This is a genomic window from Methylomonas sp. ZR1 (assembly GCF_013141865.1).
Taxonomy (GTDB): domain Bacteria; phylum Pseudomonadota; class Gammaproteobacteria; order Methylococcales; family Methylomonadaceae; genus Methylomonas.
The window spans coordinates 4,787,677-4,809,856 of record NZ_RCST01000001.1 but is presented as its reverse complement, the minus strand read 5'-3'; the positions used below and the strand labels follow the sequence as shown (position 1 = coordinate 4,809,856).

The window sequence follows — 22,180 nt, the reverse complement described above, 5'->3', positions numbered from 1 at the left end:
TTTATCTCCAGTCCAGGGTTCAGGCGTCGGCGGTTTTTTGGCCGATACGGAAAATCACAAATTCGGCCGGCTTCAAGGCCGCCACGCCGATTTCGCAAACCAAGCGGCCGTTGTCCAGATCGTTTTGGGTCATCGTGCTACGGTCGCAACGCACGAAATAAGCGGTTTTGGCGCTACCACCCAACAGTCGGCCGTTGACCCACTCGTTGTATAAAAAGCTTTCCACGGTCTGGCGAATGTTGTCCCACAAGCGCTCGCCGTTCGGTTCGAACACCGCCCATTGTGTGGATTTGTCGATGGAACGCTCCAGGTACAAAAAGTAACGGCGGACGTTGACGTATTTCCATTCCGGATCGCTGGACAAGGTGCGACCGCCCCATACCCGATGCCCGCGTCCTGGAAACGAGCGCAAACAGTTGATGCCGTTGGGATTCAGCAATTCCTGCTGGAAGCGGTTGATTTCCTGAGCAAAGCGCAAAGCGCCGATCACCGGTTCGTTGGCCGGCGGCTTGTGCACGCCGCGCTGCACGTCGGTATTGGCGTAGACGCCGGCAATAAAGCCGGACGGTGGCACGGTGATAGTGCTGAGCAGGCCGCGCGGATCGGCGATGACCACCCAGGGGTAATAAAGCGCCAGCCTGGAATCGTCGAAGTTGGAACGAAACTCGCGCACTTCCGACAGCGCCATGCCGTCGCGGCTATCGACGATGCCGACCCGGTAACGCATTTTTAGACAGTGTTTTTGCACCTCGGCGACGATGGCTTGATGATTAGTGGCGTCAGCCGCCGCTGCCGGAGTCATCACGATGGACACATCCTCGATATTTTCCAAGGCCACGAAACCGCTGCTGCCGTTGACCTCGTCTTCCACACCGCCGTATTGCACGGCGCCGGGCACGTTGCCGTCGCTGCCACCGGACAGATTAATCAAATAACGCGGACCTTGAACCGACATGGGGCCGGGATTTAAGCCATCCGACTCGAACAAGCTGTACAAGGCTGCCACCACATCGGCGCCGCTGATACCGGGGCTGAGGGTGCAACTGACCGGACTGGTCAATTGGTCGTAACGCTTGTCCGGCGTCACGGGCATTATGGCGCTGAGGCTGTTTTTTGCATCGGGGGCGCTGGAAATGTCGCCGTAACTGTAAATTACCGGGCCGTCACGGCCGCCGGCATGTACGGCAATATCGAAGTTGCGCTGCACCACCACCGCCCGCACCGTATTCGGTGCAGCAGCCAAAGCCGCCAACGGCAAGGTGATGTCGGCATTGACGCCCACATTCAAACCGCCGCCGTCCACCACAAACTCGCTGCCGGCCGCATTTAACGTGCCGCGCAGCGCAGTCAGGGTGCCCCAATGCGCCGCGCCGGTATACACCGACAAGTTGGTTTCCGCGCTCAGGGTCAAGACCGCCGACGTACCGTTAGCCAAGGACCCGCTGCTGGGGTTTTTCGCAAACACCCGTGTGTAGCTGACTGCAACGCCCGGACCGTTTACCAAACCGGCCGTCATCAATACGCCCTGACTGCCGTCGGCTTGGCCGTTGGGACGCAAGGCGGTACCGCCCGCTGCGACATCGTCGGCGGTATCCAGTTCGCAGCGGTTATTGACGATGACGAAATGATCGCCTTCGCGGCGCACCAGGGCACGGACATTTAAAGGAAAGCGTTCGTCGGGGAATTGCGCGGCGATACCGGCCGAGCGCACCGCATTGGTCAGGCCGGTGGCATTCAAAAACACCACCTCGCCTTCGGCGGGCGCCGAGGTAGCCTCGGTCTTTAACAGATTTTCGCTATCGCGCCACAGGAGTTCCAGCGTGAAATCGCCCATCGCTCCGGGAAAGCGGCTGCTGAAACTCAACACATTCGGCACGGACCGCGTTGATATGCCCGGCGCGTTTTGCGGAAAATTGCCGACCCGCGACACATAGAGTTGTTTGCCGCCGCCGTCGAAAAAGGCTTTCGCGGCAATCGCAGTATGGTTAAGCACCGATGCGCCGGCCAGCGTCAGATTTTGGATGTCGCCGTAGATGCGGGTGAATTCGCCAAAGCTAGTCACTACCTCGGGATTGCCCCGCAACGGCCCGAAACGGGTAGGACCGACCACCGCCGTGACGCTGGTCCCCACCCCTTCGATCGATTTGGCGCGAAAGCTAACTTCTTCTACAAACACACCCGGTGCAAGATATTCAGGCATGCTCCCCTCCTTAATTTTTATGTGGACCAGCGTTTAAAGGACGAACTCAACTCATGGATGACTCAATTGGGTTGAACGGCAAAATGATCCCGATTAAAGGACCGGATTAAACTCAAATCGCCCGGCACCAAGGTCAGGGCCAGTGCGGCGGCAAAACTGTTAGCGTTAATAGCGCCGAGCAACATCGGCTGCAAGTCGGCCGGGTCGACCGGTAGCGCAGCGCTGGCCGCAGCCGAGGCCGCAATGCTCAGTGTCGCGTTGTATTCGGTTACGCCTTCCGGCAAGGGCGGCAGGCGATGCATCGCGATAATGAAATCGCCATTGGCGTCGGCTTGGGCACGGCAGATCAAATTGCCGCCGACGCCCAGATTGACCGTCAGCGTCAGCAATGCCCAGACGGCCGGTGCATTACTGCCGGTAAACCTTAGCGTGCCGCGCAAACCACCGCCGCGGCCGAGCTTGGTACCGAAAGGGGTCGGATAAAGCACCAAGCTGTGCCCGGCGGCATTGCCGGCTTGAACTGCAAAACGGCGCGGGATATAGCGGCTTTGACTATCCGCCACCGAACCGGCGATGGTGTATGCCGCTTCAGCCGGGCGCAGCTTATCCGCCTCGCTGGGCGCGCCTTGCACCGTTTTGCCTGCCGAGCGCCGCCACAAGGCTGTTTTGCCTGGCGTGTGTAAAAATTGCAGATCGGCGGGGCGGGTATCGAGTTGCAACACAACGGCGTCACTGAGCCGCCGCATATCGGCTTGCTGCGGGGCGCTGCTGCCGTCCAGCCAATAGATCACGTCGCTGGCGTAGAGGATATTGGTTTCCAGAACCTTGACGGCTTTCATACCGTGCCTCCCGGAAATACCCGCGTCGAAACCGGCGGACCTTCCGTACGCGGCCGACGCAGCCGCAAGCGCACGGTGCGGGCGACATAGGGTACGGTGCTGGTGTAAGGCGATTTGAACACGTCCCAGATGCGCATCAAATCTTCAGTGCTCATCTCGTCCGGGGCGATATTCAGCACTTCCGCCTGGCCCCATTCGTCGTCGATGTCTTGAATATGCGAGATGTCGAGCTGACATTCGTTGGCGAGCTCGACCATGGCCCAACTCAAAAGATCGGCTTCGATGGTGGCGCTGGCAGCGTTGGCGATTAACAGGAAATGCAGATTGACCGGCAGTTCGGCTTGCGGGGCGTTTTGGTCGGAACCGCGCGGCGCAAAGGTGCGCTGCCGGCCGTGCGGATCGATGGTGATGCGATGCAGGTAAATACCCAGCAGATTGCCGGTGAGGATATTGGCAATATCGGCGCTACCCAGCAATTTTGCTTGGGCATTGGTGGGCTCGCTGCTCAGCTCGGCAGGTAATCTGCTGGTCAAGAACGATTCCAACGCCAACAGCGCGCCGGTCACTCCCCGGTACGAAGCCATTTCTCCTCCCCCACTTGAGCGGTAGCATAGCCTAGTACATAGGTCTACTGTACGCAAGTCGATTTTGTGAAGCTATCCGCCGATAAAAATCGAAAAAAGCGATCTACAGCAAACTGGCCGGCTAAATTCCGTGCCTCGATCAAATAATGGTATTAATTTTTAGCAGAGCTTTTGGAAATTGCTGGTGCAGAAGTCATTAAAATCGGATTAAAAATGGAACACCATTTGGAAAATGGTAAGAGCTGGAACCAAAAGTACACGACCAAAGCAGCAGGAATAAAACAACTATGCCGAGCACGGCAAACCGGGTGAAGATAATCCCCACTACAAACCATTAGCCCCAGCCGAACCATGATCTCAGTGAGCCTACAATTTTTACTAGCCATTCTGTACGCCAATCTGGGCGAATGGCTGCTGCACAAATTCATCTTGCATCGCTTTGGCAAACAGCCAGGCAGCATTTGGGCCTACCATTGGTATGAACACCATGCGATCTGCGCTAAACACCAGATGCTGGATCCCGGCTATCGCCATTTGGACTTATCGACCTGGAATGCGCAAACCAAGGAGTTGGCGGTATTGGCCGCCATTGTCATGGTGCATCTGCCGCTATTTTGGTATTGGCCGATTTTCGTGATGGGTTTATACGGCTCGTTGACGCTTTATTACATTCTGCACCGCAAAGCCCATCTCAACCCTGACTGGGCTAAACAGCATTTACCCTGGCATTACCAACATCACACCCAGCCAGGCTCCGGCAACTGGTGCGTCACCTGGCCGGGATTTGATTATCTGCTGGGCAGTAGACATAAATGATGCGCGCATACGCGGAGAAAAAATTGCTTGCGGGTTTGAATGCTTGTACTTGTGTTGGGTGACAAGCGGCCAATACCTGCCGGACGAGTTTGATTTTGGAACGGCAGCTTTATGTCATAACGAGCTTATTTTTGGGCAGAACTAACTTGGCGAGAAACACAAAACCGATCTACAAACCGACTGCGGCGGCGTTAGGTCAAGAAAACATACCCAAACCCAAGTATGCGCACGAAACAAACAATCCATGTTGAAAAGACACAGTAGCAATTATTGATGTGATTCTGAAATGCCCTAACCCAACGTCATTTCCGCTTAACTTGGGTAATAGTATCTGCTTGGCTTACGGGTTAATTGACTTATCTCGATGCAATAGCCCTAGAAACCATCTTTTCAACGTTGGGCTCCATGTTGTCGGGCAGTAATGTTATTTCTGGATGAGCTTGCGCATAGACACGGAAAATTTCATCGGCAAAAGCTTGGCCGATAGCCAATACACCCTCAAAGTCAAAAATAACGTAATGAAAGCGTTCTACCCGTGCCAGTAATCGTTTCGCTTGAGACCTGGATACAAGTTTTTCATTACCGTATTGGGCTAAGCGCACAGGAATGATGGTTTTGTTGAATTGAAACTCGTCTGGTCCAGCATAGTCGTCGAACACCGCTTGAATCTGGCGGGTTGAATCCCGCCTAATAAGCATATAGACCACCGTACCGTCTTTATCAAAAGAAATAGACGACTCGAGAATAACATCGAAATCGAATGTGTCGTCGTGACTAAACCTGATTCCACACGATTCGATTTCAAACTCGTCGAATACTCTCGATGTAAAGAAAATACCTTCGCCGGTATGATTCTCGGGATCGGTGGTCAGCTTGCCTTTGGACAACTCGAATAGGGCTTGTCGTTCGTCACTTAAATCGCACAGCCGTTTAATTTTCCTAAAAATACCTTCGCCGTCGTCAACGACAGCGATGACTATTTTTTCTTTGTCCCGTACAACGGATATATAAACTTGTTCTCCGCCCGAGTGGTCGATGACGTTATTGACCATTTCGGTAAAACCGTAATGGCATATGTCGACGATGTTTTCAGGCAAACCGTCAAATACGAAAGCGTAATAATCTCGCCAGACGCTGTCCTCTGCGAAGCCTTCGGCCAGAGGAAATAGAGACTTATAGTGTCTTAAGTCGCCAAGAAAATATCTTTTTCCTTTACCAGTGCCACTCGAGTTTAACCAGCCTTCGGTTTCTAAGCGTTTAATGTGGTTGTTAACTGCTTGTACGCTTATCGAGAAGATAGTTGCAATATGTTTTGCAATATCAATGGGATGATGCCTGACGTCCCTAATAATTTGGCGTCGAATTTGCTCACCGCGTTCTTTGTTGCTCATACTTTATCCTTTAAGAAAAACTTCTTTCTTAAAGGATAAATCTATTGTTCTTAAAGGACAAGAGCCCGATATAGACGGATGTCACGTTTTCTTGTTACCCAGCGAACGCCTGCTGCTTGCCAACCACCAGTCAACCAAACAATTTCTGTCAAATACGGCTTAAGGTCCAGGCTGTGTAAAAACGTCAAAAACCGGGGAGTCGCTATTTTTGTCGAAAGATTTTTTCGAGCGTCCCAGCAGGAAAAAAGATGAAATACCGGACAGGTATCTACCAATTCTGTTGAGCTCACATCAACCCGTGTCACAAGTTTGTCTCAAAGCGCAGGAACAACAAGAACACCGAGCGTGCTGTAAAGCGTCACGCCACTCCCTGCCATCGACTATTTTCTCGATGCTGTAGGCAGCATGTCGCTCAATCGTCATTTATTAAGTTTAATTTAAGGACCTGAGGAGATAGTAGCCGCCAACACAAACTGAAAACCGGAGAAATAATCATGAGACAGGCCACATCATTCGATGCCAATAATGCCCTTGCTCAAGTTAAGTACGCCATAAAAGATTTGATACACTCGGATTATGACGATAACGAAGACGATGTGATTTACACCGCCAATAAATTGAATGCTGTACTGCGTATGGTGCATGACAACCATCAGAGCTGGAACGATGAGGCGATTCGGGAATTTGTGATGCGCCAGCATGATCCATTGCGACATATCCCGGTTAAATCGGACAAACTCCATCACCGGGTGCGCCATATTCAGCAAGATATTATCGTTAAATTTTCCTGACTGTAAGGGCTACCCAGTAGGGACCAAAACCAGGCAGCGAATCTACAACCCCGGTATCCCCATCTGCTGAATCCGCATGGCGTTATCGCCCTCTTCATAGGCCAGCAGCTTGCCGTCCTTCTGATATAGCTTGAAAGCCAAGGCATAAGACAATACCCGGATCGGGTAGTCACGCGGCAGGGTTTGCAGGTAGGGTTGCATGGTCACAAAATCGGTAGCGCCGTATTGCTGCATGATAAAACGCAAGCCGCCGTTGCGCGGCCCAATGTTGTAAGCCAGCAGGCCTAAAAACAAATCGCCGTTCATTTCTTGCAGATAATGTTTAAAGGTAGCGGCGGCGACAAAGGCGTTATGCCTGGGATCGTTGACTTGCAACTCCTCCACATCCAGCTCGTCGGCGGCCTCGCGGGTAATGGCTTTGGGCACGGCGGTAATCTGAAACAAGCCTTTGCCGCCATCAAAACTGTCGCGTGGCATAAACGAGGACTCAGTCGCGGCGATGCCTTGCAGCAAATTGACATCGACATCAAAAGCCTTGGCCGCATCCTCGATTGCCGGATTGAAGGCATCGGCGCGCATCATCATTTTTTGCAACCCGCCTATGCCGTGGCGCCGATAAGCCGCGTAGACTTGATGCGCCAGGGTGACTTTTTCAGCCTCCTGCTTGCCGCCGACCAAGGTGCGAAAATGCGTAAAAACTTGGGTGTAGCCACCGTGCATCACAAACCAACCGATCGAAGCGGCCAGCACCACGGCCAAGGCGGCGGGTAAATAATCCAATCGGCCATGCAGCCAGCCGCGCAAGCGCGACCAAGCCAGCAACAGCGCCGCCGCCGCCAACATCAAGATCACCACGCCAATTGCGAACGGCAGCAAACTGGTAAAAAAACCGGGGCCGGATAGCCAACTGGCCGAGTAACCGAGTACAAACATCGTCGCCAATACTGCGGCGATCATCAGCGCCAAGCCTTCCACAACCATCAACCACCACTTTGGTTTGCGCAGAGATTTGGCTTTGCGGCGCGGTTTACCCGGCTTACGCCCCGCACCTGCTTTTGCCCGGCTAGGCGGGACCGCTTTAGCCAGCGATTTGGCAATAGGAATGGGCCGACTCATCAAGAACAGGGAAACTGGGTTGGAAATAATTTGGAAAATCTCCGACGGATAAGAGCTATACATCCGCCGCAAAGGCGCGCTGGCGTTTGGCGGTACAAAAGGTATATTCCTCTTTCAAACCATCGCCCAACCACTACTATAAAGCAGGTCCACAACCATGCACAACGCCTTCCGCCCGGCCTGGTGGCTGAATAGCCCGCATTTGCAGACGATCTACCCGGCGTTATTGCGGAGTATCTCGCCACCGGCCGGCATCCGCCGCGAACGGTTGGACACGCCTGACGGCGACTTTCTGGACATCGATTGGGTGGATAACGGCGACCGACCGCTGGTGATTCTGTTGCATGGTCTGGCCGGCAGCAGCCGTTCCGGTTATATCCAGGGCTTGCAACACAGTTTGCTGGCAGCCGGCTTTGCCAGCGTGGCGCTGAATTTTCGCGGGTGCAGCGGGGAAATGAACCGGCTGGCGCGCTGCTATCACTCCGGCGAAACCGAGGATATCGAGTTTTTTTACCAAACCTTACGCCAGCGTTTTCTGGACCGGGCTATGGCGGCGATAGGTTTTTCCCTGGGCGGCAACGTGTTATTAAAATGGCTGGGTGAACAAGGCGATAAGATTGGGTTATCGGCGGCAGTGGCGGTATCCGTGCCGTTGTTGTTAAACGAATGCGCCGACAAGCTTGATCGTGGTTTCTCAAAACTCTATCGCGACTATCTGCTGCGCGAGCTGAAACAGTACATGCGCGTCAAGCTCAAGCATTTGCAAGGCATCGGCCAGCACGAACAAGCCGAACGGATCGCAGAATTAGGCGATCTATCCGGCATCAAATCCTTCTGGCAATACGACGACAAGGTCGTGGCCGGCCTGCACGGTTTTAAAGACGCCCATGATTACTACCGGCGCAGCAGTTCCAGGCAATTTTTAAAGCATATCCGCGTCCCAACTTTGATTTTGCAAGCTAACGACGATCCGTTCATGACCGAACGAGTATTGCCGACCGCCGCGGAATTATCCGACCAGGTGCAACTGGAAGTGTGCGCCGGCGGCGGGCATGTGGGATTTGTGAGTGGAGGATGGTTCAGGCCGGCGTATTGGCTGGAGGCGCGGATTGGTGGATTTCTAAGGCAACACCTACCTTCGCTAACGGCAAGTTGAAATACTCTTGGCGAAGAAACCTGAAGCCAGCTCCGCACCTAAGGTTGCTTTCGTCGCTTGTTCCGATGATAGGTCAAAGCCATAGCGATACAAATTGACAGGCTATCCATGTCGACGTCTTCGGTTTCTTGAAAGACAATCGCCCGATTGCCTTCGTATTTAAACTGGTGCGGAAAAAGCGTCCGAAAGGTTTCAACCAAATTCGTCGTACAGATGAAATACATGGCGTATTGGCTAGGTTTCTCTTTCTTCCATGCCATTCTGATCGTACTGCCACATCCGGTTTCGGCGGTTATGTAAGCAGGCTCGCCCCACTTTAAAGTTTCCTCAAGTTGTCCGACACCCTCGCTAGCCGCCACAGCAAAGATCGCTTCGCGAAGCACCAGCATTTTCCAGCGAATTTCCGGAGGATACTCGTCGAAGACTGCCTTGACGGTCGTATTTAGAAATTGCTTCATAAAGGGTAAAGACTCTCGGAATTGTTGGGTTAAATCAGCGCTAGACGAATGCCGTCAACTTAAGCTAAGTATAAAAGCTTAGTCATTCAGCAGATTTAAGTCATCGATCCAATCAATCAGCCCCAGCTCGTAGTATTTTCTACAGAAACAGCTCTATCTGCCTATGCTGCCCGCCAACGCTAAAACTCATCCCCCACCAACGGCTCACGTTTAGGCACCTTGGTCAAAACGGCCTGGAAAGCGGCTTTGTCGGCTCGTTCGGCTCGGGCCTGCAGGTAGTCTTCGGTGGCGATGGCCGAGACTTTTTCGGCAACGGCGCTGGCAATAAATTGATTGATCGATACACCTTCCTTACTCGCCAGTTCCTTGATGTGGCGGTGTATGGAATCGGGCAATCTCAGACTTAATGCACTCATGGCAGACGCTCCAGCAAGGTTTTTGGCGTAATGGCTTCGACACCGAATTTTTCGATACGGGCAAAATCTTTTAAATTATGGGTAACAATGGTGTTTACTCGGGCAGCAACGGCCAACTCCAAAACTAAATCATCTTTCGGGTCCGGCAAATAGGGTCGCCATAAAAAGTACACCTTTTGATGACGGCTAAACGCGCACAAGTTATCGAGTACTATGTCTACTTCAGCATCGGTCAGTTGCAGCATGGAACGGTTGCGTTTCAAAACGTCCTCATACTCGAACAAAAGCGGTGTCGATATGGCTGTTTCCAACTGCCCACCGGCTAAAAGCTCCAGCAATTTAAAGGATGCGCCGTTAGCGGAATACAAGCCGGCGAACAGAACATTGGTATCCAGTACAATCTCAAACATACCACATACGGTATCACCATTATAATGACTCAAACAAATTCTTTACTGCCTGCTCTCATGCAAACAGCCTCGCCAAAAGGAGTTTTATGACAAACACTCACTCCCAAGTCCTATTCCTCTGCACCGGCAACTACTACCGCAGCCGGTTTGCCGAGTATTTATTCAATCATCATGCGCCAGGTTATGCCCTGCCGTGGCGGGCGTTTTCGCGCGGCTTGGCCATCGAGTTGCTTAAGGACGATGCCGGGCCGATTTCGCCGCATACCCGGCATGGCTTGGCTTTGCGGGAGATCCCCATCGAGCCCGTCCGCGCGCCCATTGCGCTGACCGAGCAAGATTTGACATCAGCCCGACATATCGTTGCCTTGAAGCAAACCGAGCACAAACCCTTGCTGCATAGCCGCTTTCCGGACTGGGTGGATCGAGTGGAATACTGGCAGGTAGACGACATAGAAGACGCGCACCCGAGCGAGGCCTTGCCGCAGATAGAAGCGGCGGTATTGGCTTTGCTGCGGCGCTTGGGCAAGCAATAGTCAGGCAAAAAACCGTCAGAGGAACTTACCCGCTCAACGCCGATCTTTTAGCAAGCGGTAATAACACAGCGCGGTGCTGTGTTACTATTTTCTTCCTTTATTTTTTCTGTTCGAATGTAATGGCGCCTAGCAAACCGTTGCAACTGATAGACCGCTTTGGCAGAGTGGTCAACTACCTGCGGGTATCGATTACCGACCGCTGCGATTTTCGTTGCGTTTACTGTATGGCCGAGGACATGACGTTTCTGCCGCGCAGCCATATTCTTAGCCTAGAGGAAATCCGCTTTATCTGCGAAACCTTCGTCGAACTAGGTGTCGGCAAAATCAGGATTACCGGCGGCGAACCGCTAGTGCGTAAAGGTGCGTTAGGCTTAATGCAAGACTTGGGGCGCGTACCGGGTTTGAATGAACTGGTAATGACCAGCAACGGCTCGCATCTGGCCGAAATGGCCGATGACTTGAAAGCCGCTGGCGTGAAACGCATCAACATCAGCCTGGACACCCTGGACCCGGTCAAATTCAGGGAGCTAACCCGAACCGGCGATTTGCAGCAAGTGCTGAAAGGCATAGAAAAAGCCCGAACCGCCGGCTTTCAGCGCATCAAACTCAACGCGGTGATACTGAAAAACCGCAACCACCAGGAAGTCTGCGATCTGGTGCAGTTTGCCGTCGTGCGTGGCATAGACATCAGTTTTATCGAGGAAATGCCGCTGGGTGCGGTGGACAACCATCATCGCGGCGACGCTTTTTATCCCAGCGATTTGATCAGGCAGGATTTGCAACAGCGCTTTACGCTGGAAGCCGTCGCCGACTCGACCGGCGGGCCATCGGCTTATTACCGGGTGGCGGGCAGCGCTAGTAAAGTGGGTTTTATCTCGCCGCACAGCGCCAATTTCTGCGGTAGTTGCAACAGGGTGCGCCTGACCGCCGAGGGCCGTTTATTGCTCTGCTTGGGCAACGAACATTCGGTGGATCTGAAACAGGTTGTGAGAGACCACCCCGGCGACAAAGCGATGTTGAAACAAGCCATCGTCGAGGCCATGCAAATCAAACCGGAAAAACACGAATTCAATATTCACGAACAGCCGGTTATTTTGCGGCACATGAACGCCACCGGCGGCTGACAAACGGAGGACCTCATGTCGGATAACAAAGCCTATCACATCGTCGCCGAAGCCCGGCGCTACAAGGAAGAGCGGGAAAAAGGCTACCGCGAGCAAGCCTTAAAACTCTATCCCTGGATTTGCGGACGCTGCTCAAGAGAATTCGATCATAAAAACCTGCGCGAATTGACGGTCCACCACATCAATCACGATCACGACCACAATCCGCCCGACGGCAGCAATTGGGAGTTGCTGTGCCTGTATTGCCACGACAACGAACATCAACGTTTTGAAGAGCACGTGCGTTACGGCGGCAAAGCTACTTCAGAAGGCAAAGCGCCTGCCGCCACCTTCAATCCTTTCGCCGATTTGAAAAACCTGATGAAAAAAGACTGATGTCAGGCAAATGCGTGTGGGCGCTGAATAGTACCAACGAAGAACATTATCACGATCACGAATGGGGCGTACCGCTGCACGACGAGCAAAAGCTGTTCGAGTTTCTGGTGCTGGAAGGCGCACAAGCCGGCCTCAGTTGGCGAACCATTCTCGATAAACGCGAGGCTTATCGCGCCGCTTTCGATCATTTTGATCCGCTTAAGGTCGCCGCTTACGATCACAAAAAACTGGCGTCATTGCTGCAAAATCCCGGCATCGTCAAGAACCGCCTGAAAATTGAATCCGCGGTAAGCAACGCCCAGGCTTTTTTACGGGTACAACAGGAATTCGGCGGTTTCGATCAGTACATTTGGCGCTTTGTGGATGGCAAAACCCGGCAAAATAGTTGGCTGAGCCATAGTCAAATACCGGCCTATTCCCCGGAATCGGCCAGCATGTGCAAAGACCTGCAAAAACGCGGCTTTAAATTCGTCGGCAAAACCATCTGCTATGCTTATATGCAGGCGGTGGGCATGGTCAACGATCACACCGTCGATTGCTTCCGCCACGCGCAACTGACTGCTACCACAACACCATGAGTTCCGAACCGCTAGCCGCCGATTACCGGACTTTAATTGCCAACAGCCAAAGCCTGATAATCGCCAGCAGTTCCGAGCTCGGAACAGCCGAAGTAAGTTATGCGCCGTTTCTGGATTACCAAAACACTTTTTACATTTATGTCAGCCAATTGGCCCGGCATACCGGCAATATGCTGCGCCAACGTCAAGCATCCATCATGTTTATCGAACCCGAGGCCGAAGCGGTCAACCCGTTTGCCAGACGCCGGCTGGTATTAGAATGTACTGTCGAAGAAATCGACAAACGCCACGCAGCATATACCCAGTTGTTAGATAAGCTGCAACAGCGGTTCGGCGAAACAGTCGCGGTTTTACGCGCACTCGCGGATTTTCATTTACTGGCGCTGACGCCTTTGCGCGGCCAATATGTCGCCGGCTTTGGCAAAGCATTTAGCATGGATGTCGAGAATGGCGTTCTGTTGCCCGCAACTCACTAAAGCGATTGCTTCGCCCCGCCTCGGCGAGAACCAGAGTCCGCCTGTTTAATCATGCCGACAGCTTTTAGATTTTTTCTGCTGAACAGCGCCTTGGCCCTGGCCTATTTTATCGGCGGCTATCTCGGGCATATGCTGGCGATGCAGCCCAGCCATGCCAGCCCAATATGGCCGTCAGCGGGTATCGCTTTAGCCGCGCTGCTTGGTTATGGCCCCAAATTATTGCCGGGTCTGATCATCGGCAGCTTGGGCACGCAAATTTACGCTTTTGGCGATCTGGCCACCCCGGAAGATTGGTTTACACCGATTTGGGTAGGCGCCGCCGCCAGCGTCGGCGCCATCGCCCAGCCCTTGCTCGGAGCGTCCCTGATCAACCGCTGGATAGGCAAACACAATCCGTTGATGGAAGATCGGCATGTCGTCTGGTTTTTCTTGCTGGCAATTGCCAGTTGCTTAATATCGGCTAGCGTCGGCACCAGTTTTCTGTACATTTTCGACACCATTGATGCGGAAGAAATCGGCCTGAACTGGTGTACCTGGTGGATAGGCGATGCCATAGGTACGGTGATCTTCGCGCCCTTGCTACTGTTGTTTATCGGTACCCCGCGGCATATCTGGCGGCAACGGCAAAAATTCGTGGCCTATCCGTTATCGATTTCGCTATTGTTGGTGGTCATCGCCTTCGTCTACAGCCGCAATCTGGAAAATCAACGCCTCAATGGGCTATTCGACAACCAGATTAATCTGACCCATACCAACCTCCAGGAACATTTCAGCGACGATATTCTGAATAATCAGTTATTGAAAGCCTTATTCGACAGCTCGGAATCGGTCAATCCCAACGAGTTCAGGCTATTTGCCCATACCATTTTCAGCAAACATCCCGAGCTGGAGGCACTGGAATGGATACCCAGAGTCAATGCCGAAGACCGTAGCGCATTCGAACAACAGACAGAAACCACCATTCACGAGCACAACCGCAATCAGCAATTGATACCGGCTGGTAAGCGGAATGTTTATTTACCCATTGCTTACGCCTTCGGCAACCAGCAAAAGATTGGTTTCGACGTTGCCAGCAACCCACAACTATTAGCGGCAATCCAAAAAGCGATTAATTCCGGCGAAACGGTGGTGACGGACGGCATGGTCTGCGACGACAAACAGCCCTGCTTCGCCATCTACTCCCCGATTTATCTCAAAGGAAAATCGCTAAACACCAGCGCCCAGCGTCAACAGTTTTTTGTCGGATTGGTCTCGAATGTTTTTAAATTAAGCCACGAGATTCAGGAACTGTCCGGACGCTTACAAAGCACACGTTTGTCGGTAGCGATCTATGATCAAGACCAGCTGTTATACCGCAGCACTCCCGAAGGCATTGAATCGAAAACGCATTACTTCCTTCCAAGCAAGCGGCAAGCGCTGGCGGTCGCCGACCGGAATTGGACGCTCGAATATAAACCGCTGCCGGAGTTTTATACGCAACAAAATCCCTGGACGGTTTGGTGGCTGTTGTCCGGAAGCTTTTTGCTCTGCGGCCTGACCAGCTTCGGTTTAATGCTGATGAGCGGACGCACCGCCCGCATCGAAGATTTAGTGGCCCTAAAAACCCGCGATTTGCTGCGTAGCAACCAAGCGCTGAATACCGAGATCGAACGCCGTAAACAGCAGGAAAACGAACTCCGCATCGCGGCAACCACATTCCAGTCGCACGAGGCCATTATCGTCACCGATGCCAATGGGGCAATTTTGCGCGTCAACAATGCTTTCAACAAAATCACCGGTTACAGCGCGGAAGAAGTGATTGGCCGGCAACCGGATTTTCTGTCGTCGACCCATCAAGCTCCCGGATTTATTCAAACTTTGACCCAAGCCTTGGCCAAGGATAACCAATGGCAGGGCGAAATTTTTAATCGGCGCAAAAACGGCGACGTGTTTCCGGAATGGCTGACGGTGACCGGCGTGAGGGACGAACAGGATCGCCTGCTCAATTATGTGGCGATTTTTTCCGACATCAGCGAGAAAAAAGCCGCCGAGCGGGAAATCCATGAACTGGCATTTTACGACCCGCTGACCGGCTTGCCGAACCGACGTTTGCTGCTGGACCGCCTGAAACAGGAGATCGCTGCCGCCAAACGCCAAAGTTATTACGGTTCGCTGTTTTTTCTGGATTTGGATCACTTCAAAACCCTTAACGATTCGCGCGGCCATCAAGTGGGCGACGAATTGCTGATCCAGGTTGCCCAACGCCTCAAATCGATTATCCGCGACGAAGACACCGCTTGCCGGCTGGGTGGCGACGAATTTATCGTGATGGTGCCGGGCCGCTACTCGCAACTGTCGCAAGCGACCAGTCACGCGGCGATGCTGGCGGAAAAAATCCTGCACACCATCAATCAACCTTTCACGGTTCAGGGCAGCGAACATCACTTTTCCACCAGCATAGGCGTGACCCTGTTTCCCGAGGTGGCCGAGCAGCCGGAAGCGGTCATACAGCAGGCGGATACGGCGATGTACCGGGCCAAGGAAAGCGGCCGTAACGGCATCAGTTTTTACCGTCCGTCGATGCAGGAAACGGCCGACCGCCGTTTAACCTTGGAAAAAGAGATTCGTCAGGCGCTGAAACAGCGGCAGTTTTTACTGCACTATCAGGCGCAGGTCGATCACCTCGGCAAAGTAATCAGCGCCGAAGCGCTAATCCGCTGGCAACATCCGGAAAAGGGCATGATCTCCCCTGCGGAATTTATCCCCATTGCCGAAGATACCCAGCTGATTTTGCCGATAGGCGAATGGGTGATGCGCGAGGCCTGCCGGCAAATCAAGGTGTGGGACGCGCAGAACCTGCCTATCCATCATGTAGCGGTTAACGTCAGTTCCCGGCAATTCCGCCAGGCCGATTTTGTCGACCAAGTAAAACGCATTTTGATCGACGCCGAACTGCCGGCTGAGCGTCTGGTCATCGAACTGACCGAAGGCTGCGTCATCAGCGACATAGACGACACCGTGGAAAAAATGCGCGATTTGCAAACCCTGGGCGTAAAAACCTCCATCGACGATTTCGGTATCGGCTATTCCTCACTGTCTTATTTAAAAAAATTGCCCATCAGCCAATTAAAGATCGATCAGAGTTTCGTCCGCGACATCGCCAGCGACCCCAACGACGCGGTAATTGTGGAGACCATTATCAATATGGCTAAAAACTTAGGTTTACACGTGATTGCCGAGGGCGTGGAAAACCAGGAACAAATGATCTTCTTACGTGATAAAGGCTGCCTATCCTACCAAGGCTATTACACCGGCCGGCCGGTGGCCGCCGGCAGATTTGAGCGAGAAGACAGATTACTTCCCACTGCATCCTAGGCTGTTAAGCCACGGAAAATGTCTACGCCACAGCTTTTAATATTCCCGAATCGGTAAGCCCAGCGCTATCCGCATGCCTTGCCGAAAGGCCGATTTTGCGGCGGTAGCGCAGCTTGCTAATCAGCTTTTTTAACCTAGGCCGTGAATTCCTCCCTACCCCGCCATGCCGGAACCCCTGGTTACTCGTGTGGTCTAGTGGGCTCGGGCTTTTGGGAATATCGGTCAAACGGTTTGCCCTTAAACCTTGGACAACGCATTCCGCTCCAAACAAATCCGACAAACATTCTCGTATTGGGGGCGGCTGCGTTAAAATCGTTGCGTTAACCATCCGACTAGGGACTTTGCAGATGAATATAAAAACTTGCCTGTTTGCCATTGCTGCTTTATTGCCGCAATTTGCCAACGCCGATGAAAAACCCACTATCCGCATAGGCGCTATGGCCGCCGGCACCTTAAACTGGGAGCTGGCGGCGATGCGCAACCAAGGACTACTAGACAATGCGGAATTCAACGTGGAAAACATCGCGGTTGCCAATCAGCAAGCCGGTAAGGTTGCGCTGCAAGCTGGCTCAGTCGATGTGATCGTCTCCGACTGGATCTGGACGTCCAGCATGCGCAGCACCGGCACCAATTTGAGTTTTTACCCGTTTTCCGATACCTCCGGCGTATTGCTGGTACCTGCCGATAGCCCGATCAAGTCGCTGGCCGATTTAAAAGGTAAAAAACTGGGCATAGCCGGCGGCGAACTGGATAAGAACTGGCTGCTGTTACAAGCGTTGGGACAGCAACAGCAAGTGGACCTGAATACCGGCGTGGAAAAAATCTACGGCGCGCCGCCATTACTGAGCCAGCAACTACTGGAAAAGCGCGTCGATGCCTTGCTGACCTTCTGGCAATTTGCCGCGCATTTGGAAGCGCAAGGCTACCGGGCGCAGTTGAGCGGCGAGGAGATAATCCGCCAACTCGGCATCAACGAAACAGTACCCAGCATCGGCTATGTGTTCAAACAGGACTGGGCCGATCAACATAAAGCAGCGTTCAAACAATTCTTGAGTCTCGGCAAGCAAGCTCACGACACCCTGTGCAGTTCCGATGCGGAATGGCAGAAAATTTTGCCGCTCACCGACGCGACCAGTCCGAAAGAACAACAAAAACTCCGGGAGCGTTACTGCCAAGGCCGCGTGGAACAATGGGGCGCCACTCAGCAAAGCGCCGCCGCAAAAATCTACGCCATGCTGCATCAACTCAGCAATAACAAGCTAACCGGCCAATCGGCACAAATACAAGCGGGGACGTTCTGGTCGGCTGACTAATGTTGACGGGCACTTTTAAACTTAACCAGTCTGCCGTCACACTGCTATCGCTGTTAGCGCTGCTAGGCATCTGGCAGCTGGCGGCTGGCTTGGTCCACAGTCCAACATTACCCTATCCGCTCCAGGTCGCCCAGGTATTTTGGCAAGCAACTCAATCCGGCGAACTACCCTACCATTTAGGGCTTACGCTACTGCGGCTGCTGGTCAGCTTCTCGATTGCGATGGTATTGGGCTGCGCGATAGGGGTGACGCTGGGTAACAACAAAACCCTGGATGCGTTCTTCGATCACTGGTTGGTAATCTTCCTGAACATTCCTGCGCTGGTCACCATCATCCTTTGCTACGTCTGGTTCGGATTGGCCGAATCGGCGGCGATTCTGGCCGTGGTCATCAATAAACTGCCGAATGTGATTGTCACCATCCGTGAAGGCACGCGGGCACTGGACAAGGATTTATTGGAAATGGCTGCAAGCTACCGTTTCGACCGCAGAAAAACCTTGGCGCATGTGATCTGGCCGCAATTGCATCCGTTCGTGATGGCGGCCACGCGCTCCGGTCTGGCGCTGATCTGGAAAATCATTTTGGTCGTGGAGTTGCTCGGCCGCAGCAACGGCATGGGCTATCAGTTGCATCTGTTTTTTCAATTGTTCGATGTCGCCAGCCTGCTGGCTTATACCTTTGCCTTCGTTGCAGTCATCCAACTGATCGAATGGCTGTTGCTGCGACCGCTGGACCGCAAGGCTTTACGGTGGCGGCGATGAACGATATTACCATCAGCATCCAGGATAAAACTTATCGCTCTGGGCATGCCGAAGACCGCCAACACCAAGCGATTGCCGATTTACAACTCGGCGTAGGCCGTAACGAATTCGTCTGTCTACTCGGCCCATCCGGCTGCGGTAAAACCACTTTGTTGAATATGATTGCCGGCCTGGATAGCCACTATCAGGGCCAAATTCAAATAGGCCGCCAAGCCACAACCGCCAGGATCGGTTATGTGTTTCAGAATCCCAGATTACTGCCCTGGTATACCGTCCGGCAAAATATCGAAGTGGTATTCGAGCAAACGCCGCCCGCCGCCTTGATCGACTCGTTATTGGCAGACATGCAACTGAGCGACGTGCAGCAGGTTTATCCGGAGCGCTTGTCGCTGGGCATGCAGCGGCGGGTAGCCATCATCCGTGCCTTCGCCATCAATCCGGACATTCTGCTAATGGACGAACCCTTCGTCTCGCTGGACGCGCCCAGCGCCCGGCAGGTGAGAAATCTGTTGTATTCACTGTGGCAACAACGGCCGCATACGGTACTATTCGTCAGCCACGACCTGCGCGAGGCGATTGCGCTGGCAGACCGCCTGATTTTTCTGTCACCGCCACCAATGCGGATTGTCAGCGATATTTCAGTGGACATTCCGCGCGAACGGCGTAACGACGAAGCGCAAATCGAAGCGTTTCGCGAGCACTTGCTGAACCGGCACCCGGCTATCAACGGACTTTTGTAAGGTGCAAATCGTCGTCAAGACTTGTGAAGTCGAGGAAATCATCAAGAAATCCCGCTTCATCGGTATCATCAGCCCCTGCCAGACCGAGCGCGAAGCTTTGTTGTTATTAAAGGATTTGCATCAACGCTTCCCCGACGCCAGCCATATCGTTTACGCCTACCGTATCCAGTCGCCGGACGGTCTGATTTGCCGTTTTCACGATGCCGGCGAACCCAGCGGCACCGCCGGCAAGCCGATCTTTCAGCATCTGGAAGGCAAGCAATTAATCAATCTGGTGGTGGCGGTGATTCGCTATTTTGGTGGGGTGAAGCTGGGCGCGGGCGGCTTGACCCGCGCCTACGGCAATGTCGCCAAGCAAGTCATAGAAGCTGCCGACATTGTCGAATACATTGAATTCGCCGAGCTGACATTGAATCTGGATTACCACCGACTACAAGCGCTGGAATACCAGTTAAAAAAACTGGACGGCAGCATTATCGGTCAGGATTTTTCCGATTCGGTAAGACTGACCGTCAAACTCCCCAAGCGCAATCTGTCCGCGCTTAGCGTATTCCTGGATTAAAAACAGCTTATAGCAAGCCTAGATGACAACTTTATTTCAATATTGTTTCTAAAAAAGAAACAAGCAATCCACTATCGCCGGTATTGTAAATAAAAAAATAAAGCTTATATTAAAGTCGTCTTCATTGGTATCGACTGTATTCAGTCTAGGAGCAAAAATGAACAAATCGAACAATCTGTATAAAGACGTACTCACCGGCCTGTTTTTCACCACCGGCGTGTTTGGCTTCATGTCTGGCGAGTTCATCATCTCCACCATGCTATTCGGCGCTGCAACCATCGCTAGCAATCTGGATTTTAGCGACTCGTTTCGCGCTTAAGTTTTGTTGTACCTCCCTCGTTGTTAAGCAGTTAATCTGTTTATTTCAAGCCCGTCAGCCGCCTCCGTGGCAGGCGGGCTCTTTTTAAAAACCTCTTGTTTCCCGTATCGTTTCGTAAGCTTTCCTGATTTGCTGAGTCTTTTGCTTGGCCATCTGCATCATTTCCTCGGGTAACCCCTTGGCCACCAATTTGTCCGGATGGTGCTGACTCATCAGGCGCCGATAGGCTTTTTTCACCTCCGCATCGTCGGCCGTTGAGGCTATGCCCAACACGGCGTACGCATCTTCCAATTTCGACAAACCTGCTTTAGCCGTATGAAACTGTTCACCGGACTGCTGAAAACGATGTTGCGCCTGTACTTGCCCCTTGATGATCTGATATTCGAAACGCGATACACCCAGTTGCGCGCAAATATCCAGTAACAGCTTTTCTTCCTTGGCATCGTAAACACCGTCGGCAAACGCCGCTTGAATCTGGATTTCCACGAACATGCGCACTAGATTAGTCCGGCGATGACATTCCACCCGAAATTGCCGCAGCACTTCCGTCAACGGAAAATCGACCTGCTTGCCCTGCTGAAACAGTTGAATAGCGGCTTCGCGCAGCTCGGCACTGAGTTCCATATTGTCCATCACCCGTTTAGCCAGCCCGATTTCCTCATTGGAAACCCGGCCATCCGCCTTGGCGACATGGCCCATCACCGCGAAAGTGGCGGTGAAAAACGCCATTTGCACGCGCTGCTGATCGCCGGGATTAAATGACTCGCCGGCCATCCCGTCCAGTCCGGCATCGAACTGATGCCCTACCGACGCACCGAAAATCGCCCCCAACGGCCCACCCAACATAAATCCAAACGCCCCACCTACCAACTTGCCCAGCCAACTCATGCGTTTCCTACCCTCAACAGGTTTAATGATAAAATTGCAGCCACTTTTCACTGACTCCACACACGTATTATGAATGCCCCCGCCGCACTTTACGAATCTTCCCTGCCGCATTTGAAATTGCTCGGCCGCGGCAAAGTCCGCGACATGTACGAGATCGACGACAAACATCTATTGATCGTCACTTCCGACCGGATGTCGGCGTTCGATGTGATCATGCCCGATCCGATTCCCGGTAAAGGCCGCGTGTTGACCCGGGTGAGTAATTTTTGGTTCGAAAAAATGCGCGATATTATTCCCAATCATTTAAGTGATGACTTGACGCTGGCTGATGTAATTCCCGATTCCGATTTAAGGGCGCAAGTGGAAGGCCGGGCCATCATCGTCAAACGCCTGAAACCGCTGCCGGTGGAAGCTATCGTGCGCGGCTATTTGATAGGCTCGGGTTGGAAGGATTATCAAAACAGCGGCTCGGTGTGCGGTATCGAATTGCCGGCCGGCTTGCAACAGGCGCAACAATTGCCGCAGCCGATTTACACGCCGTCCAGCAAGGCCGAAATGGGCACCCATGACGAAAACATCAGCTTCGCCGATACGGTAGCGTTAATGGGAGAGGAACTGGCCGACAAAGTGCGCGACGCCAGCTTGCGGCTCTACACCACGGCCGCCGATTACGCTCGCGAACGCGGCATCATCATCGCCGACACCAAATTCGAATTTGGCCTGGACGAAGACGGCACACTGTACTTGATCGACGAAGCCTTGACCCCCGATTCCTCGCGCTTTTGGCCGGTCGAGCAATATCAAGTCGGCATCAGCCCGCCTAGCTTCGACAAACAATATCTACGCGATTACCTGGAAACCTTGGATTGGAATAAGACCGCGCCCGGTCCGAAATTGCCGGAAGAAGTTAGCAGAAAATGCGCGGAAAAATATCGGGAAGCCGAATTGAAACTGATTGGAAATTGAAACTATCATCCACG

The 22,180-nt window shown here is 52.9% G+C and carries 24 protein-coding genes; 15 read left to right on the top strand and 9 right to left on the bottom strand.

The genetic code is table 11. The features are described 5' to 3' along the window. Positions 1-19 precede the first annotated feature (19 nt). The 3 genes from DDY07_RS21970 to DDY07_RS21960 all read right to left on the bottom strand — a co-directional run bounded on the left by DDY07_RS21970 (position 20) and on the right by DDY07_RS21960 (position 3,623). Positions 20-2,200: a phage tail sheath subtilisin-like domain-containing protein gene (locus DDY07_RS21970; protein ID WP_171697444.1), complete on the bottom strand. Its 2,181-nt coding sequence runs from the start codon at positions 2,198-2,200 to the stop codon at positions 20-22. A gap of 62 nt (positions 2,201-2,262) precedes the next feature. Beyond that, positions 2,263-3,039, bottom strand: a complete 777-nt coding sequence (locus DDY07_RS21965) for a carboxypeptidase regulatory-like domain-containing protein (RefSeq protein WP_171697443.1) — start codon at positions 3,037-3,039, stop codon at positions 2,263-2,265. Then, a complete protein-coding gene (locus DDY07_RS21960; RefSeq protein ID WP_171697442.1) occupies positions 3,036-3,623 on the bottom strand; it encodes a DUF4255 domain-containing protein in 588 nt (195 codons plus the stop codon). Before DDY07_RS21960 ends, DDY07_RS21965 begins: the two co-directional genes overlap by 4 nt. A gap of 351 nt (positions 3,624-3,974) precedes the next feature. Between DDY07_RS21960 and DDY07_RS21955 the strand changes: the two genes are divergently transcribed. Beyond that, positions 3,975-4,439: a hypothetical protein gene (locus tag DDY07_RS21955; RefSeq protein ID WP_171697441.1), complete on the top strand. Its 465-nt coding sequence runs from the start codon at positions 3,975-3,977 to the stop codon at positions 4,437-4,439. Between the two features lie 356 nt (positions 4,440-4,795). Here the strand turns inward: DDY07_RS21955 and DDY07_RS21950 are convergent, their stop codons facing one another. After that, positions 4,796-5,830 carry a DUF4325 domain-containing protein gene (locus DDY07_RS21950; RefSeq protein ID WP_171697440.1) on the bottom strand — a complete coding sequence of 345 codons (1,035 nt, stop codon included), beginning with the start codon at positions 5,828-5,830 and terminating at the stop codon, positions 4,796-4,798. Between the two features lie 494 nt (positions 5,831-6,324). Between DDY07_RS21950 and DDY07_RS21945 the strand changes: the two genes are divergently transcribed. Continuing rightward, the gene (locus DDY07_RS21945) at positions 6,325-6,621 is read left to right on the top strand and encodes a hypothetical protein (protein WP_171697439.1); all 297 of its coding nucleotides are present in this window, start codon (positions 6,325-6,327) and stop codon (positions 6,619-6,621) included. A 42-nt stretch (positions 6,622-6,663) separates the two neighbouring features. On the opposite strand, the gene DDY07_RS21940 is transcribed toward DDY07_RS21945, so the two are convergent. Continuing rightward, a complete protein-coding gene (locus tag DDY07_RS21940; protein ID WP_171697438.1) occupies positions 6,664-7,737 on the bottom strand; it encodes a transglycosylase SLT domain-containing protein in 1,074 nt (357 codons plus the stop codon). 157 nt (positions 7,738-7,894) lie between these two features. Here DDY07_RS21940 and DDY07_RS21935 point away from each other — a divergent pair, with 157 nt between their 5' ends. Then, entirely contained in the window at positions 7,895-8,893 is a 999-nt protein-coding gene (locus DDY07_RS21935) for a hydrolase (protein ID WP_171697437.1), read from the top strand. A gap of 38 nt (positions 8,894-8,931) precedes the next feature. On the opposite strand, the gene DDY07_RS21930 is transcribed toward DDY07_RS21935, so the two are convergent. From DDY07_RS21930 to DDY07_RS21920, 3 genes are all read right to left on the bottom strand, one after another. Continuing rightward, a complete protein-coding gene (locus DDY07_RS21930) occupies positions 8,932-9,351 on the bottom strand; it encodes a DUF1801 domain-containing protein (RefSeq protein WP_171697436.1) in 420 nt (139 codons plus the stop codon). Between the two features lie 179 nt (positions 9,352-9,530). Continuing rightward, positions 9,531-9,767 carry a toxin-antitoxin system HicB family antitoxin gene (locus tag DDY07_RS21925; protein ID WP_171697435.1) on the bottom strand — a complete coding sequence of 79 codons (237 nt, stop codon included), beginning with the start codon at positions 9,765-9,767 and terminating at the stop codon, positions 9,531-9,533. Then, positions 9,764-10,177, bottom strand: a complete 414-nt coding sequence (locus tag DDY07_RS21920; RefSeq protein ID WP_171697434.1) for a putative toxin-antitoxin system toxin component, PIN family — start codon at positions 10,175-10,177, stop codon at positions 9,764-9,766. The genes DDY07_RS21925 and DDY07_RS21920 overlap by 4 nt, the downstream gene beginning before the upstream one ends. 86 nt (positions 10,178-10,263) lie before the next feature. Here DDY07_RS21920 and DDY07_RS21915 point away from each other — a divergent pair, with 86 nt between their 5' ends. From DDY07_RS21915 to DDY07_RS21865, 11 genes are all read left to right on the top strand, one after another. Beyond that, entirely contained in the window at positions 10,264-10,710 is a 447-nt protein-coding gene (locus tag DDY07_RS21915; RefSeq protein ID WP_171697433.1) for a low molecular weight phosphatase family protein, read from the top strand. A gap of 119 nt (positions 10,711-10,829) precedes the next feature. Further along, positions 10,830-11,834: a GTP 3',8-cyclase MoaA gene (gene moaA / locus DDY07_RS21910; protein WP_171697432.1), complete on the top strand. Its 1,005-nt coding sequence runs from the start codon at positions 10,830-10,832 to the stop codon at positions 11,832-11,834. A gap of 15 nt (positions 11,835-11,849) precedes the next feature. Further along, positions 11,850-12,209 (top strand): YajD family HNH nuclease, encoded by a 360-nt coding sequence (locus DDY07_RS21905; protein ID WP_033157754.1) that lies wholly within the window; start codon positions 11,850-11,852, stop codon positions 12,207-12,209. After that, positions 12,209-12,787, top strand: a complete 579-nt coding sequence (locus tag DDY07_RS21900; protein WP_171697431.1) for a DNA-3-methyladenine glycosylase I — start codon at positions 12,209-12,211, stop codon at positions 12,785-12,787. The genes DDY07_RS21905 and DDY07_RS21900 overlap by 1 nt, the downstream gene beginning before the upstream one ends. Then, on the top strand, positions 12,784-13,263 hold the full coding sequence (locus DDY07_RS21895; RefSeq protein ID WP_171697430.1) for a HugZ family protein: 480 nt from the start codon (positions 12,784-12,786) through the stop codon (positions 13,261-13,263). The genes DDY07_RS21900 and DDY07_RS21895 overlap by 4 nt, the downstream gene beginning before the upstream one ends. A 51-nt stretch (positions 13,264-13,314) precedes the next feature. After that, positions 13,315-16,617, top strand: coding sequence for an EAL domain-containing protein (locus tag DDY07_RS21890; RefSeq protein ID WP_171697429.1), 3,303 nt, complete (start codon positions 13,315-13,317; stop codon positions 16,615-16,617). Between the two features lie 347 nt (positions 16,618-16,964). Next, positions 16,965-17,930 (top strand): ABC transporter substrate-binding protein, encoded by a 966-nt coding sequence (locus DDY07_RS21885; RefSeq protein WP_216614794.1) that lies wholly within the window; start codon positions 16,965-16,967, stop codon positions 17,928-17,930. After that, positions 17,930-18,691: an ABC transporter permease gene (locus DDY07_RS21880; protein ID WP_171697428.1), complete on the top strand. Its 762-nt coding sequence runs from the start codon at positions 17,930-17,932 to the stop codon at positions 18,689-18,691. Before DDY07_RS21885 ends, DDY07_RS21880 begins: the two co-directional genes overlap by 1 nt. Next, a complete protein-coding gene (locus DDY07_RS21875; protein ID WP_171697867.1) occupies positions 18,688-19,431 on the top strand; it encodes an ABC transporter ATP-binding protein in 744 nt (247 codons plus the stop codon). The genes DDY07_RS21880 and DDY07_RS21875 overlap by 4 nt, the downstream gene beginning before the upstream one ends. Position 19,432: 1 nt before the next feature. Further along, entirely contained in the window at positions 19,433-19,993 is a 561-nt protein-coding gene (locus DDY07_RS21870) for a YigZ family protein (protein WP_171697427.1), read from the top strand. 157 nt (positions 19,994-20,150) lie between these two features. Beyond that, the gene (locus tag DDY07_RS21865) at positions 20,151-20,312 is read left to right on the top strand and encodes a hypothetical protein (protein WP_020483539.1); all 162 of its coding nucleotides are present in this window, start codon (positions 20,151-20,153) and stop codon (positions 20,310-20,312) included. 84 nt (positions 20,313-20,396) lie between these two features. Here the strand turns inward: DDY07_RS21865 and djlA are convergent, their stop codons facing one another. Further along, a complete protein-coding gene (gene djlA, locus DDY07_RS21860; protein WP_171697426.1) occupies positions 20,397-21,200 on the bottom strand; it encodes a co-chaperone DjlA in 804 nt (267 codons plus the stop codon). Between the two features lie 69 nt (positions 21,201-21,269). Between djlA and DDY07_RS21855 the strand changes: the two genes are divergently transcribed. After that, positions 21,270-22,166 carry a phosphoribosylaminoimidazolesuccinocarboxamide synthase gene (locus DDY07_RS21855; protein ID WP_171697425.1) on the top strand — a complete coding sequence of 299 codons (897 nt, stop codon included), beginning with the start codon at positions 21,270-21,272 and terminating at the stop codon, positions 22,164-22,166. The last annotated feature ends 14 nt before the right edge of the window (positions 22,167-22,180 follow it).

Coding starts and splice junctions, on each gene's coding strand:
- DDY07_RS21970 (WP_171697444.1), bottom strand. CDS start 2,200: ATGCCTGAATATCTTGCACCGGGTGTGTTTGTAGAAGAAGTTAGCTTT.
- DDY07_RS21965 (WP_171697443.1), bottom strand. CDS start 3,039: ATGAAAGCCGTCAAGGTTCTGGAAACCAATATCCTCTACGCCAGCGAC.
- DDY07_RS21960 (WP_171697442.1), bottom strand. CDS start 3,623: ATGGCTTCGTACCGGGGAGTGACCGGCGCGCTGTTGGCGTTGGAATCG.
- DDY07_RS21955 (WP_171697441.1), top strand. CDS start 3,975: ATGATCTCAGTGAGCCTACAATTTTTACTAGCCATTCTGTACGCCAAT.
- DDY07_RS21950 (WP_171697440.1), bottom strand. CDS start 5,830: ATGAGCAACAAAGAACGCGGTGAGCAAATTCGACGCCAAATTATTAGG.
- DDY07_RS21945 (WP_171697439.1), top strand. CDS start 6,325: ATGAGACAGGCCACATCATTCGATGCCAATAATGCCCTTGCTCAAGTT.
- DDY07_RS21940 (WP_171697438.1), bottom strand. CDS start 7,737: ATGAGTCGGCCCATTCCTATTGCCAAATCGCTGGCTAAAGCGGTCCCG.
- DDY07_RS21935 (WP_171697437.1), top strand. CDS start 7,895: ATGCACAACGCCTTCCGCCCGGCCTGGTGGCTGAATAGCCCGCATTTG.
- DDY07_RS21930 (WP_171697436.1), bottom strand. CDS start 9,351: ATGAAGCAATTTCTAAATACGACCGTCAAGGCAGTCTTCGACGAGTAT.
- DDY07_RS21925 (WP_171697435.1), bottom strand. CDS start 9,767: ATGAGTGCATTAAGTCTGAGATTGCCCGATTCCATACACCGCCACATC.
- DDY07_RS21920 (WP_171697434.1), bottom strand. CDS start 10,177: ATGTTTGAGATTGTACTGGATACCAATGTTCTGTTCGCCGGCTTGTAT.
- DDY07_RS21915 (WP_171697433.1), top strand. CDS start 10,264: ATGACAAACACTCACTCCCAAGTCCTATTCCTCTGCACCGGCAACTAC.
- moaA (WP_171697432.1), top strand. CDS start 10,830: ATGGCGCCTAGCAAACCGTTGCAACTGATAGACCGCTTTGGCAGAGTG.
- DDY07_RS21905 (WP_033157754.1), top strand. CDS start 11,850: ATGTCGGATAACAAAGCCTATCACATCGTCGCCGAAGCCCGGCGCTAC.
- DDY07_RS21900 (WP_171697431.1), top strand. CDS start 12,209: ATGTCAGGCAAATGCGTGTGGGCGCTGAATAGTACCAACGAAGAACAT.
- DDY07_RS21895 (WP_171697430.1), top strand. CDS start 12,784: ATGAGTTCCGAACCGCTAGCCGCCGATTACCGGACTTTAATTGCCAAC.
- DDY07_RS21890 (WP_171697429.1), top strand. CDS start 13,315: ATGCCGACAGCTTTTAGATTTTTTCTGCTGAACAGCGCCTTGGCCCTG.
- DDY07_RS21885 (WP_216614794.1), top strand. CDS start 16,965: ATGAATATAAAAACTTGCCTGTTTGCCATTGCTGCTTTATTGCCGCAA.
- DDY07_RS21880 (WP_171697428.1), top strand. CDS start 17,930: ATGTTGACGGGCACTTTTAAACTTAACCAGTCTGCCGTCACACTGCTA.
- DDY07_RS21875 (WP_171697867.1), top strand. CDS start 18,688: ATGAACGATATTACCATCAGCATCCAGGATAAAACTTATCGCTCTGGG.
- DDY07_RS21865 (WP_020483539.1), top strand. CDS start 20,151: ATGAACAAATCGAACAATCTGTATAAAGACGTACTCACCGGCCTGTTT.
- djlA (WP_171697426.1), bottom strand. CDS start 21,200: ATGAGTTGGCTGGGCAAGTTGGTAGGTGGGGCGTTTGGATTTATGTTG.
- DDY07_RS21855 (WP_171697425.1), top strand. CDS start 21,270: ATGAATGCCCCCGCCGCACTTTACGAATCTTCCCTGCCGCATTTGAAA.